12 protein-coding genes are annotated in these 13462 nt (G+C 57.1%); 4 read left to right on the forward strand and 8 right to left on the reverse strand.

The genetic code is table 11. The features are described from left to right. Window positions 1-243: 243 nt before the first annotated feature. Complete coding sequence (locus ACFHWW_RS18690; protein WP_379939968.1) at window positions 244-1572, forward strand: polysaccharide pyruvyl transferase family protein; 1329 nt, start codon at window positions 244-246, stop codon at window positions 1570-1572. A gap of 65 nt (window positions 1573-1637) precedes the next feature. Here the strand turns inward: ACFHWW_RS18690 and ACFHWW_RS18695 are convergent, their stop codons facing one another. The 4 genes from ACFHWW_RS18695 to ACFHWW_RS18710 all read right to left on the reverse strand — a co-directional run bounded on the left by ACFHWW_RS18695 (window position 1638) and on the right by ACFHWW_RS18710 (window position 6211). After that, entirely contained in the window at window positions 1638-1934 is a 297-nt protein-coding gene (locus ACFHWW_RS18695) for a hypothetical protein (RefSeq protein ID WP_100674340.1), read from the reverse strand. Between the two features lie 169 nt (window positions 1935-2103). Further along, window positions 2104-4137: an acyltransferase family protein gene (locus ACFHWW_RS18700; RefSeq protein ID WP_379939969.1), complete on the reverse strand. Its 2034-nt coding sequence runs from the start codon at window positions 4135-4137 to the stop codon at window positions 2104-2106. A gap of 110 nt (window positions 4138-4247) precedes the next feature. After that, complete coding sequence (locus ACFHWW_RS18705; protein ID WP_379939970.1) at window positions 4248-5237, reverse strand: SIS domain-containing protein; 990 nt, start codon at window positions 5235-5237, stop codon at window positions 4248-4250. A 140-nt stretch (window positions 5238-5377) separates the two neighbouring features. Next, on the reverse strand, window positions 5378-6211 hold the full coding sequence (locus ACFHWW_RS18710) for an IS5 family transposase (protein WP_379939972.1): 834 nt from the start codon (window positions 6209-6211) through the stop codon (window positions 5378-5380). Between the two features lie 240 nt (window positions 6212-6451). On the opposite strand from ACFHWW_RS18710, the gene ACFHWW_RS18715 reads away from it, so the two are divergent. Beyond that, complete coding sequence (locus ACFHWW_RS18715; protein ID WP_379940252.1) at window positions 6452-7189, forward strand: hypothetical protein; 738 nt, start codon at window positions 6452-6454, stop codon at window positions 7187-7189. Here ACFHWW_RS18715 and ACFHWW_RS18720 read toward each other — a convergent pair. Further along, window positions 7165-8658, reverse strand: a complete 1494-nt coding sequence (locus tag ACFHWW_RS18720) for an ArnT family glycosyltransferase (protein WP_379939974.1) — start codon at window positions 8656-8658, stop codon at window positions 7165-7167. The two genes, ACFHWW_RS18715 and ACFHWW_RS18720, sit on opposite strands and share 25 nt — an antisense overlap. A gap of 317 nt (window positions 8659-8975) precedes the next feature. On the opposite strand from ACFHWW_RS18720, the gene ACFHWW_RS18725 reads away from it, so the two are divergent. Then, complete coding sequence (locus ACFHWW_RS18725; protein WP_018098610.1) at window positions 8976-9665, forward strand: LPS glycosyltransferase; 690 nt, start codon at window positions 8976-8978, stop codon at window positions 9663-9665. Between the two features lie 132 nt (window positions 9666-9797). On the opposite strand, the gene ACFHWW_RS18730 is transcribed toward ACFHWW_RS18725, so the two are convergent. The 3 genes from ACFHWW_RS18730 to ACFHWW_RS18740 form a co-directional block, all read right to left on the reverse strand. Beyond that, window positions 9798-10697, reverse strand: coding sequence for a glycosyl transferase (locus tag ACFHWW_RS18730; protein WP_338283329.1), 900 nt, complete (start codon window positions 10695-10697; stop codon window positions 9798-9800). A gap of 63 nt (window positions 10698-10760) precedes the next feature. Next, window positions 10761-11492: a membrane-anchored protein gene (locus ACFHWW_RS18735; protein WP_379939977.1), complete on the reverse strand. Its 732-nt coding sequence runs from the start codon at window positions 11490-11492 to the stop codon at window positions 10761-10763. A 40-nt stretch (window positions 11493-11532) separates the two neighbouring features. Next, window positions 11533-12363, reverse strand: a complete 831-nt coding sequence (locus ACFHWW_RS18740; RefSeq protein ID WP_379939979.1) for a 3-deoxy-manno-octulosonate cytidylyltransferase — start codon at window positions 12361-12363, stop codon at window positions 11533-11535. Window positions 12364-12512: 149 nt separating this feature from the next. On the opposite strand from ACFHWW_RS18740, the gene ACFHWW_RS18745 reads away from it, so the two are divergent. Beyond that, the gene (locus tag ACFHWW_RS18745; protein WP_379939981.1) at window positions 12513-13427 is read left to right on the forward strand and encodes a glycosyltransferase family 92 protein; all 915 of its coding nucleotides are present in this window, start codon (window positions 12513-12515) and stop codon (window positions 13425-13427) included. Window positions 13428-13462: the final 35 nt, after the last annotated feature.

Consider the following 13462-nt stretch of genomic DNA (forward strand, 5'->3'; position numbering starts at 1 on the left):
TGTCATGGCAGAGCCCAACGGCTCAGCCTTTCAGCCGCCTCTCTTCTGCAACTTCACAGCCTTTCAGCGCGAATGCGGTCGGAAGCCACCCGCTCTACCATCAATCCATTTTCAATGTTTTCCGGGCGGGCGAGGCTTCGGCTCAATGTAAGCCGAGGCCCTTTCGCAATTTCTTGATGTCAGACTGAAATTTGTGCACTGATACAGGAGCCATTATCCTGAACCTGATCGAAAGCACGAAAATTGTTCGAGAGGATAAAGTCCGCCATACATTGGCGGTTCGCCAAAAAGCTGAGGAATTCAGATCCTGACAGAGCTGCAAGGCACTTGGTACTGGCAGCTACAGGACGCGGGGCAGACGTTTCCAGAGCCAGGCGCGCTGTGGGATTCCTCGTGGCAGACAAAAGGTACTCGGACGCTCGCACGATTTGCCGGGAACAGATATCGACAGGCGACCGATCCGGCTTTTGGCGGCATTACGAGAGCTTCGTTGACGAGCTCGCAAGCTCCTGCCGACACCAAGAAGTGTCTGGTTCGAAAATCAAGATCGCTCTGTTCAACGACACAGACTTCAGGGTCAATATCGGATGCCGGCTGACAAGCCAGGGGCTCAAGCAACAGATTCTAGATGCGTTCCCGGGCGCCGAGATCACATCCATCGGTTTCAATTTCTCAGCCTTCAGAAAGGAGTTCCCGAAGCCCGCATCCGCTGAAGGATATGGACTCTCGGACATTGAAACCCGCCTTTCTGCCGCATATGGCGAAGACGCTGTTGACCATATAGCGGCCGCCGATTTTGTAATCCTTCAGCCGGAGGGATCGTTGGACCACCGGACAACGGCAGAAGGGCTTGCAACTTTCTTCACTCCTATTCTTACCGCCAGGAAGCTGAGGAAGCCATTTGCTGTATTGAACGGAACGATACCTGTCTACGAAGGCGAACGGTCGGACTATCTCACAGGGCTCTTTCGCGAACTCGGCCATGTAGCCGCACGGGACGAAATCTCGGCGGAGCATTACGGGATCGAATTTCTGGTGGATGCCGCATTCCTCCGAATATCGCCAGCACCTGTGGCCGAACGCGACGGTTGCCTGATAACCACCGGCGCCAGAAACAATGCCGAAGAAGACGTTGAAATCCTCAAGGCTGCACTGAAGGTCTGCGAGGCGCTGAAGCTTCGCCCCGTCGTTCTTACGCACGCAGTTGAACGCTTCTTACCATATGAGGCCGAGATCATTGGCCGTGGCGGCATTTTTGCTGAGACGGCCAGTATAGAATATGCTGCCGAGACGATCTCAAAATGCCGCCTGCACATAGGCGGGCGATATCATATGGCGATCTTCAGTCTCCTCTGTAACGTTCCTTCTCTCCTCTTCGACGTTCAAACACACAAAAACCAGTGGCTGGGGCGCTACTCTCCTCTGATAACGCTTGTGCACCCGCACACGGACCTCGATGCCGCGGCAGCCGCGGTGCTGAGCAGTGGCGTATCGAAGGGACATCCGGGACCAACGGCCGCGGAGAAATACGTTCATTTCCTAAAACGCGCTATGGCTGAGCAGCCGTTATAGCCGGTCCCCGGCGCGACGAGCCGCTGCTGCGGCGGGCGGCCATTGACAGCGGCGCGCATTCCGAACTATCGCCATTGGCGGTAATGCGAGGCAGATAGCGGCCTACCCGTAATCGGCGAGATCGTGGTCGTCCGCCCCTCCACCGCCCAGTTCAGAATTGCATTTGCCTCGGCATGCATCTTTGCTCTGATCTCGGCCCGTTCCACTTCACTGGAGACGAATTGCAGCGGTATACGTTCAAGTGCGCTGAGAACGTCCTGCTTGAGGTCGGCATCGGGATCGTCCCTGAGCCTTTTGGTTGCAAGGACTTTCACCAGAAACTCAAGGGTCGCGACTCGCAAGCCGTCATCTTCGAAATGCAAAATTCTGCCCCCCGGTGATCGCACCTTGACCGGAGATTAACAGGGGCGATTGTCAGTGGCAATTCGGATTTACAGTATACGAAGTATAGGACCGAACGCGGCGCAATATTCAAAGTTTATTGGATGACGGAGAACTGTCTCACGTCGGACGTGTGCCGGTCGCGCCGACTCAGCGATTCGAAACCTGGACGCTCTCCCGCATTCTGCTCAACACCGGACCAAAGACTGCCGAGAGACTTTCCGCACCTTTCGCCGACAGGTGATCTCCGTCCTTATAGAGAACGGTGCCCTCACGCATGGCATGACACCTGGAGGCGTCGCAGATTGCGCGCATCGGATCGACGACCAAAGCTCCGCTCGATCTGGCCGCATCCGCCAACACCCGCCGGGCCAAGGCTTGCCGCCGGTTGGTATATTCAAGAGAAGGAGCGATATCGAGCGAGCGACCGGACGCAGCCGCTCGTGCGAGGGCCTCCGGGACATCGAAACCCATCTCCGGCACATCCATCACCAAAATCGCCTTCGATCCGTGCCGAGCGAGCCTGGTCAAAGTCGCATCAAGTCCCTTCCTCACCGGAACAGACCAATCGGTCCGGGAGGGTACGACGCGAGGGTCAAAGAAAATCCCCTGCCCCGGAAGCTCTTCTCGGTGGACGTACTTGGGCCAATAGCCCACCATGAAAATGAAGGCGAACTTTCTCTTCTCGATCAGCGACATCACTGCGGAATTGTGATCGATGCACCTCTTGACCGCCCCCGGGGGACCGAAATCCGTGTCTGGCAAGGGCGGGCACGATCCGCGCCCGACGAACATGCCCGAGATACCCATTTGGCGAGCGGCAATGTCAATCGCAGGAGCGATCGCAGCGGCATGAGAATCGCCCCAAACGAGGAACCGCGGCTCGCCTGCAGTCTCGAGCCCGACCCGACAGATATCCCCTCTCCTTATCTGAACCGGTGTCAGACCTTCCCCATTTGAATCGGTGAAACACCGTTTGGAGGAGAACGGGCTCTCATCGTAGGTGGCCTGGTAAAGCGTTCGGGCCTTTTCGGGCAATCTTTGGGGAATGCCTTCCAGACCATTGACGATGAAGCCGAAGGCGACTGCCGAAGAAATAGCAGCGCTACTCACGCCGACGATCGCGATGCGCGAGGATGCCAGTACGCCATACCGCGCGGGCTGCTCGATGAACCTCCATGAAATGTATGCCAGCGCGAAGGACATCGCCACGGCGGTCAGCGCCCATCCGGTTGTCAGTTCATGGCCAAGGCCGTAGCGCAAAAACACGATTACGGGCCAATGCCAGAGGTAGAGGGAGTATGAGATGCGTCCGATGAAGACCGAGACGGGATTACCCAGTACGCGGCCTATCGCTCCGCCTCGACAGTGTGCGTAGATCACCAGTGCCGTACCGAGGCAGGGCACTGCGGCATAAATACCGGGAAAGGGCGTATCGGGAGAATAGCCGAAAACGGCCAGGAGAACTGCCAGCAGTCCAAGTGCCGCCAATGCCAGGGAGGCGCGGGGCCGAAAAGTCGGGGCAGGAGCAACGGCGACAAGGACTCCGATCAGCAGCTCCCAAACGCGAAAATGCAGCAAGTAGAATGCTTTTTCCGGTGCGTGCACGATCCCCCAAGTGCTTGCCCCGAAGGACAAGAGCGCCACCGTCAAAACGATTGCGGGAATGTGCTTACGTGCGAATTTGAAAGCAAGGAAAACCGCGATGGGAAAAATCAGGTAAAACTGCTCTTCCACAGACAGGGACCAGGTATGAAGCAATGGCTTCATTTCTGACGAGAGATCGAAATAGCCGCTCTCGCTGCGGAACAGGATGTTCGAAGTGAATACGGCAGCAGCTTGTACGCTATCGCCAAAATACCGAAACTCCTGCGGCATCAGCAAAAACCATGCCGCAACGGCCGAAACGGCAATCATCGAGAACAATGCCGGGAAAATGCGTCTCATCCTCCGAACGTAGAACGCCCAAAAGCTGAAGCTGCCACGCTCGAGGTCGGTGAGGATGATCCTGGCCATGAAATAGCCGGACAATACAAAAAAGACGTCGACCCCGACGAATCCGCCGGAGAACGAATTAAAGCCTGCGTGAAAGAGGAGCACAGGCAGGATCGCCACAGCTCGCAAACCGTCCAGGTCCGGGCGATAGTCGAAGTCTCGGTGGATTACTGCCAAGCGCGTTCCCATTTTCGTGACGGACTGCCAAAGCCAATGCGGCGTTTCAAGTCCACGTTAGATCGTACGGTTTGCTCCAGGGGACGTCGGCTCGTCAACCTTCTCCGGGCGGCACCATTTGTCTAGGCAACGCCGGCACGCAGAAGATCGTGGACGTGCAAGATACCCGACGGCCGGCCAAAATCATCGACCAGAAACAGCACCGTGATCTTTTGCGATTGCATCATTTCCATTGCCGCACTTGCCAGCATTCCAGTCGTAATCACGCGAGGCATATGCGACATCACGGTCTCGACCGTGAGGAGCAAAAGATCTTGTGACATATGGCGCCGCAAATCGCCGTCGGTAATGACACCGATAAGCTCACCGTCGCTACCAACGACGCCGACGACCCCGAAACCCTTCGAGGACATCTGGATGACCGCTTCGCTCATTGGGCTACCGATCGGCAAAAGTGGCACAGCCTCGCCCGAATGAGCCAGCTCATGGGCAAGCAGCAACTGCGAGCCGAGCTTGCCGCCCGGATGAAAGGTCTTGAAGTCCTCGGCCGAAAACCCCCTGCGCTCGAGCAAGGCTATTGCGAGAGCATCCCCCACCGCCAACTGCAGCATTGCAGACGTGGTCGGGGCCAGACCATGAGGGCATGCCTCCGGCACTTTCGGCAGGACGAGCGGGATCGTGGAGTTGCGAGCGATTGTGCTGCCGGCATTCGACGTGACGGAAATGACCGGAACGTTGAAGCGCTTGGCGTAAGTGAGGACGTTCCCGAGTTCGACGGTCTCACCGGACCATGAAAGCAGGATAAGCAGATCCTGCGCGGTGATCATGCCAAGATCGCCGTGACTTGCTTCCGTCGGATGCACGAAATAGGCGGATGTTCCGGTAGAAGCAAGCGTCGCGGCGATCTTGCGTCCGATATGCCCGCTCTTGCCAACACCCGCGACAACGACCCGCCCCCGCTGGGAGGCGACGAGTTCGACGGCGTCGACAAAACTACGGCGCAAGGCCGCATCATCCTTGAGACAGGCCGCCAGGGCATTGATCCCGTCGGCGGCAGTGGCGATCGTACGACTGATCGACGCCAGTATTGGGTCACTTACAATCACGTTCATTTCTTGACTGCCCGTAATTATCGACGACCGGTGCTAAAGGCGTCGCTTACCGTTGAAGTCTTCGAAATCAAATCAAGATGGCTAAATTGTGCGATGCATGGGTATTTCCACGCTTTCTGAGAGGCTGACTCAAAAAGACCTCAGCAATATCTGTATTTTGCAAGCCGCCGCGTGAGCATGCGGATGTGGGCGATTGTGATCCAGGCCTCGGCGGAGGCGATCGTTTTCTCCCAATCCTTGGCCAGTCTACGGCAACGACCGAGCCAGGCGAAGGTCCGTTCCACCACCCAGCGGCGCGGCAGGACGGTGAAGCCCTCGGCCTTGTCGGAACGCTTGACGATTTCCATCGTCCACTGGCCGAACTTCGCCAATCTCCCCTTCAGCTTGTCGCCCGCATAGCCGCCATCGGCGAAGACATGCCGGAGCCAGGGCCAGCGGTGGCGGATCGATTTCAGGAGGTCGGATGCCCCGTCACGATCCTGAATGTCCGCGCCATGCACCGTCAGGCCGACCATCAGCCCCAGCGTGTCGACAATGATGTGGCGCTTGCGCCCCTTGATCTTCTTGCCGGCGTCATAGCCCGAAATCCCGCCGCTTTCCGTGGTTTTCACGCTCTGGCTGTCGATCACGCCAGCGGACGGCGAGGCTTGCCGACCTTCCAGCTCGCGCGTCTCCATCACAAGACGATGGTTGATCCGGGCCCATAAACCCGTTGCCCGCCATTCGTAGAAATAGGCCTGAACTGTCGTAAACGGTGGAAAGTCCTTTGGCAGCATTCGCCACTGACAACCCGTCGAAGCAATGTAAAGCAGCGCATTCACGACCTCGCGAAGATCGGTACTACGTGGCCTGCCCAAACGCCTTGGCCCAGGTAGGCAAGGCGAGATCAATCCCCATTCCAGGTCCGTCAGATCGCTTGCATAGCGGCTCGCGCGTCGGGCATATTGCCGACGGGTGAAATCAGTCCAACCCATTGTGGTCTCCGTTCGTCATAAGCAAACAAACAGAATCACAAATGACTGATTTCACTCAACTCTTTTTCGGTCAGGCTCTGAAGCGGGGCGACGGAGTATTGAAAGAATTGCAATACCGGCTCACCCCCTTCTAGGCGAAGAACCGGGCCGCGAATGGACACGTAGGCTGGCTTGTGCGAGACATAAGATGTCAGTCCCTTAAGTGAATCTCGCCTACCTACCTGGTCAATGGAATTCGCGATGACGATTGAACCTGAAGCGCTTGAAAAATTGCGAGAAAAGCACCGCCGCTGGCTCTCGCGACTCGGCATTATCGATAAGCCGTGGCTGATTCTCGGTTCGGCGCCCTCCCCCACGATTCCGCCGGACCTGGTTGGATATTGCGCACGCGTCGACGTCAATAACGCTGGTAAGACGGCCAATGCACTGGGTCTCCCACCCGCCGATTTGACATTTCGAAAGCGGAAGAAGTCGTGGGAAGAGCATCCCTATGTAAGGACGAGGGGGCTTCTATGGCTTCATACAAAGTCTATCTGGGTGATGTACCTGAAACTTCTGGCAATGCCGCACGTTCGCTACAAGAGCCTGATGCGCGCCACCAAAGCTGAGCGCGAGGCGATCGTCGAGGCCGTGAGCGGCGGACTTCCCCCGGATATTGGCGAAGTCGGCAAGGTGACGAACGGAGTTGCCGCCCTGTGCTACGCTCTTTTCATGGGAGTGCCGTCCGTGACACTGGCGGGGTTCTCTGTCACCAAGATGGGTCATTCCTACGACGACAAGGGGAGAATTCGGAGGCAGATTGCCGAAGACACCTTCGTTCTGACGCAGTTGAGAGATCGAGGAAACGTCTTCACGACCGAGTTGGAACTCTCCGAGCATATCGGCCTGCCTTTCATTCGCGATAAAAGCGACCTCGCCGTCAAGCCGGGCACCCCGATCCGCCCGGATCGGCGTCAGCGGACGTCTGCCCAAACATAGGCAAACGTGTATACGTCGCCCGGGCGTCCGGCGTTGTAGGGAACCGAGGCGATCGTCGGCTTCGAGCCGGCAATTGTTGCGGGCATGAGCTGCAGTAGAGCCGAAATGCGAGGCGGGATCTCTTCTCGCCCCCTGCCTTCGGCCGACCAAGCCGCCAAAATTCGGCCTGCCGGAAGACGTCTTTCCGCCTCCTGAGAAAGTCCCGCCAGGATGACCGGGGTGTCGGGAAACTGAACCCTGAGGTTACCCGCCACGATCCTGTCGTCGACCACGATGGCGACCGGCGGCGGGCCGGGCTCAGCGCGCACAACCTGGGCGAACCCGTTAAAGGGCGTATGTGCGAAGGAATAGTCGCCGATCATCGGACCGATGAAAACCCTTGCCCAAAGCATCACGATTACGCCGACGGATAGCACGCCCGCGATCGAAAGAAGTGCAGGCAGACGACGGGCAGGGTCCAGACCGGCGGCATCGATTTTCAGCGTCAGATAAAGTGGGAGAAGCGCAGTGAAAAGCGCCAACCACTTCGCACGGATGTGGGTCGCATCCATTGCAACGACGATAATCGCTATGATGAGGAAGCAGGCGAGAATCATCCTGCCGACGACCCTCGTCCACAGGCTCTCGGCGCGAAGGATCTTCCCGAGATCCGCGTAGAAGACCAATCCGAAGACGGCAAGGGTCAGCGCGACGCCCTTGAGGCTTGCAACTGCGAGCGAAACAAGTCCTTGGATCGCGTGCGGCAGCAGCGCGCTGTCCGCCCCCTCCTTCATTTCAGCGACAGTGACACTAGTCGCATGTCCAAGATTATTGACAACCCAACAGGCATGGGGTGCCACGATCACCGCGCACACCGCAACTGAAGCGAGCACGCGCCAGTCGAACAGATATTTGCGCAGCTTTGCCTCTGGCAGGATGGCGAGCAATGCCGCCGCGGGGAGGATAACGAAATTGTATTTCGAAAGCGCCCCGAGCCCCACGGCAACGCCGACAAGCAGGTAATGGCCAAGGTTCGGGGGGTTCTTTAAGGCGCGGAAAAAGCCGTAGAGAAAAAGCGACACCGCAAAAAGCGCGGCGACGGTGTGCGACAAGTCGCGCTGTGACAGAAGGAAAACCGGTGGCAGTGTCAGGACGCCCAGCACCGCGACCGCCGGAGCGAGCCGACTGTTGGAGAGGACACCGGCCGTGAGCCCATAGAATAGAAGGAAGAGGAACAGAAAACCGTTCTTTACGATGGTCAGCGACGCGACGGAGATACCAAATAGGGCCACCACTCCATATTGAAGCCAGTTGTAGAAGGGTGGCTGCGCTCCGTATCCGAGCAGCAGATATTGTGAGAGCAGAGCTTGCTCGGACTCGTCGATCTCGAGCGAGTCCGGGCGCAGGATTTTCAAGATGATGCTGAGCAGGCAATAACCGGCAATCAGAACATATAAGAAATCCGGTCTTCGAACCAGGAGGCTGCGCATTCCTCTCCCCATCGTCCCTGCCTGTACTGGTGGCAATATCGCGGACCAGGGACAAGCTACTAGGCGAAGTTCGAGGGAATTGCCAGAGGCCCAATCGAGGACCGCGAACAACCAAACACATCGTTTCGCTTCATCATGACGAGACGGTGCGGCCGGAAAGCGGTCGCTGCCGGCGAGAGAACGTTATCCGTTACACGAGGCTTCACGGCGCCGCCTTTTTTGGCTACACCTGAAAGCTGCTTATACGCAAATAAGTGAGTTTGAGTCGTTTCGCGGCTGCCAAGCACGCTTGAAGCCTACCTGTTATCGGAGGTTTAATGACGGAAAGTGCTCATATTTACATCGGCTTCGACAGCAAGGAAGTCGTCGCCTATCATGTTCTTTGCCAAAGTATTTTGGAAAAGAGCTCCATCCCGGTCACGTTCACACCGATATCCTTGAACAACGTCGACAGGATTTTTACGCGCGAGCGGAATCCTCTCCAATCTACAGAGTTTTCCTTTTCCAGATTCCTCGTGCCTTATCTAAGCCGCTATGAGGGTTGGTCTCTTTTCGCTGATTGCGACATGCTAATGCGGACTGATATCGCCCAGTTGTGGGAACTGAGAGACGATCGCTACGCAGCGATGTGCGTAAAGCACGACTACGTTCCGAAAGTCGAAACGAAGTTCCTGGGCCAGGTCCAAACGAAGTACGAAAAGAAGAACTGGTCGAGCGTGATCCTGTTCAACAATGCCAAGTGCCGAAAGCTCGATTTGGATTACGTCAATACTGCTACCGGGCTGGAGCTGCATCAGTTCAAGTGGCTGGATTCCGACGACCTGATCGGCGAACTGCCCGCGAGCTGGAACTGGCTCGTAAACGAGTATGAATATTCGCCGGATGCAAAGCTTGTCCATTTCACCGATGGCGGGCCTTACTTCGATGAGTACAAGAACGATGACTACGCCGAGGAATGGTTCGCTGCACGTGATCGTGTTCTTCATGTAACGCAGCGCTCGGCTTAATCGCTCGACACCCAATAAGCCATTTTCATCGGGGGCGGTTGCCCGTCACTTCGCCTCGTCCTTGCCGATGCGCCGGCGATGCACTTTCGTCAGAGAACCACTTGGCGATGGAGCATCACTGGCGTTGGAGCATTACCGGGCGAAAGTTGAGTCGTAGCCGAACCCCATTCCGACAAGGGCCGAGACCGGCGAGTGGTTTACGACCTCGATGCCGCTTTCGGCGGCTATGCTGCGTGCCATGACCAAATGGTCGACGATCCGCTTTTGGGCCGCGACGATTCCCGAATAGGCCTTGTCGGTTGTTTCGTAGTACCTCGGTTCATCGGCATTGCTGAGATCTATCCCCACAAAACCGATTGAGCGGGGCCTCCAGGCGACGGCAAACTGTGCGGCTGAAACCGCGACCGAGCCTGCCTGGAAAATGCCGGCCAAGGGGTCTTCGGAAAAGCCGACGTCGCCGTCCTCGCTCAGCCGCACATACGGCAGCTTGCGCAATTCCTCGGTGTCCCGACGTGCTACCCCGTACGGCTTTCGCACGTTATCGATCAATACGACCGGCCTGTCCCGCAGCCATGTGCCATCCAGCTCGCAGATCGCCCTTATGACGCTCACGGACAGCAGACAGACGCATCCGGCAGGAATCCGCTTCACGAGATCGAAGTGTCTCCATACGAACCGTTCGTCTTCGATTGCTATCGCCAGAGGCTTTGCTATCACGCTGGGGAAAAGGTGCAACGCGCCGTTCAAGAGCAGGCACGAAGACCCGTCTGCGCGGGTCAGATCGCATCGGGCGACCGAGGGGCCGGAGCCGACGATAAGCACGTTGGTCGGCCTTTCTTCCAAGGCGCGCGAGGGGCTCGTGAGACGTCCTACCAACTCGCCGCGATACTGGATCGTGCCCTCTCGATCAGCGCTTGCAAGTTCGAGCTTGAGTCCGGGAAACCAGTCCTGAACATGCGCCCTGGAACGACCCAGGAGAAGCCGAACGGCGATCTTGATGCAGGAACGTGAAAAGGGACGATTTGAAATCATTGATTTCTCTAACGCAGGCGTTGAGCGAGCAAAACGACGACATAAGGACAAATATGCACAGTACTAGCGGCTTGAACCGCTCCACAACGGAATGCCTAATTCTTCCGAAACCGGCGGATCCGCCGTGAAGATCGGGCGGCCCTCGCTAATGAGCTTCGAAACAAGGACTTTATCCATTTGAACATGAAGACGCGTCAAACCCGTTGAATTGTAGACGTGACCGCTTGAGTTCGGATTTATTCCCGTGATGATGACGGCGGGTGCTCCGTTGTAGAGGGCAAAAAGGACCGCGTTCATACCGTTTGAGCATTTTGAATCGGCGTCCATCTCGAGGGAGCGCAAGTCAGCCACACGATCCAGCAAGGCCATCCGCTCGTATCGATCAATGATTTCCAGCCGATCGTATTTGTAATCGAACGCTCGCAAACCTTCCTCCAGGCGCGCGCGATCGTCCTTGCGCCACAGAAATACGTAGAGCGTCCCTGTACGCTGCCCTTTCAGGACGCGCCTCACCTCGATCGCGTTGGGGGTGGTTCCTTCGACCTGGTTGAACATCATCATCGTGATGTCAGGCGCATCGACGCCCCACTTGGCGATGACCGATTGCGAGCCGTTCACGGTAATGATCCTGAAACTGTCGTCCAATCCCGCCGGCCTGTGGGAGACGGGCGCGGATCCGACAACCACGACGGGGCTGTCGAACCGAAACGGGGCAGCCGGCGGATCCGGGCGCAGTATACGGTACTTCAGATTTCGGTATATGCGCTTGCGCGCATCGGAGATCCACGACCCCATACATCCTCGCCAGAAATCGATATTAGAACTTTCGATGCTGCTATGCTTTGGTTTTCTTCAGAAACTTCGGCTTCAGCCGACGCAGGAATTCGTCAATGGATCGAAATGCGTTTGTCAGGGAAATCAATTTGTCCACTTGCGCATCGGTCTGGCTCAGACGCAGCGACAGGACTTCTGCGATCGTCGCGGAGATTTCGGCTGCGGGCAGCTCCGGGAAGCGGGAGGCAAGCGTCATGTAACTGTTGGCCGGCCTGGAGCCATGCATGGTCAGCTTGCCGACACGCGCGAAGAGGCGCAGGAAGACCTGCTCGAAAGTCCAGTCGTGGACGTTCACAACCCGCCACTTGTCGCTTCGCTTCGCCGAGAACCCTGCAAGAACGATTTCAGCCGGAAGCGACTGGTTCACGAGCCACAGGGCCATGGCGAAGCCGCTCGTGGCGACCTTGTCCTTCGGGTAAAAGTCTGCGCAGAAGCCGACCAGATCCAGGTGGCCGGTGGGCGTGCCCAGGTAATCCGCGCTTGTGTTCAGCCTCTCGATCTCCGCCAGCCGGATGTTCATGATGCCCAGGAACTTCTGGGACGCGAGCAGCTTGACGACGTCGGCGACCTCGTTTCGATATACGATGTTGGCGCCTCGTGGCTGAGCGCGCGATATCAGGAGGGAGTTGCCGGAAAATTGTTCATCGAGGATTTTGTAAACCTTGTTGAAGAACACGAAGAGGGCCGTCCCAGGGTATTCCTCCTGGAGTTCCTTCACGCTTACCTCGTCACTGTTGGCAACGAGGACAACGTGTGAAAACCTGGAAAACAGGGCCCGCCATTGCTCAGGCGTCGCCAAATTCTCCGTCGCTCCCGAAGCGGGAAAGTCCATGCCTGCTCGTCCCAACCCTGGCGTGCTTTGAGCCCGCGACCTCTCGATGTTGCCAAGCCTGATTCCAAGTTCGGCTCCCACCCTCTATAAAGGCGATGTATTCGAAGTAGAAGCCACCGGCTCGATGTTTTTAAAACCAAGGGATGTAAATGTTCAAAATAAAGGCTGAGCGACATCTTACGAGAGAACTTGCGATCACTCCTCCGCCGGGCGACGGCGGCCGGCAAGGGATCGCGATCGTCGCCTGCGTGAAGAACGAAGCCAGCTACATCGAGGAATGGGTGCGTTTTCACCGAGGCGTCGGCGTTCGCCATTTCTGCCTCTACGATGACGGCTCGACCGATGGGACGTTCGATATCCTGCAACGGGTGTTGGCCCGCGAGGAACTGACCGTCGTGCCCTGGAAGATGCGTATGCGGGACGAAAGAAGCGGTGAGTTCCTGAACGGGCAGACGATCGCTTTCGCCCATGCGATCCTGAATTTTGGCAGCCGCTTCGAGCGTATGGCGTTCATCGACGTCGATGAGTTTCTCCTGCCGAAAAACGGGCGAACACTGGAGGAAGCCTTGCGAGGAGCAGGTGACTTTCCCAACATCTCGTTGCCTTGGCACATGTTCGGCCATAGCGGTCATGTTTCGCGACCGGCAGGGCCTGTATGCCTCAACTATAAAATGCGCGTCTCCGACCCCATGCGACAGAGCCTCGACGCAAGCAACTTCAAATGCATCGTCGATCCGGTCGAGGTCACGAAAGTGGGCGTGCATCACTTCGAAACAAGGTCCCACGGCGACAGCACGGCGAATGATTCGGGGAAAGTGGCATCGCGACGAGGGCGGAAGGCTGCCGATTTTTACTCCGCCGAGTTCATTCAGCTCAATCACTATTATGCGAAATCGATGGAGGAGCTGAAGGAAAAGACGGAAAGAGGCTGGTCCTTCGACGGATCTGCAGAGAAATACCGGAACAAGGTCTCGGCCACGATCAAGTATATCGAAGCGAACGTTGTCGAAGACCGCAGCATGCTCGAATTCGTCGAAGAGAACGGGATCGATCTTGGCCGGTGATTTGAAGCCGCGCGAGGCGCGGGCGAAAGAAAACA

The organism is Sinorhizobium sp. P24N7, assembly GCF_042436655.1.
In the GTDB taxonomy this organism is placed as follows: domain Bacteria; phylum Pseudomonadota; class Alphaproteobacteria; order Rhizobiales; family Rhizobiaceae; genus Sinorhizobium; species Sinorhizobium meliloti_A.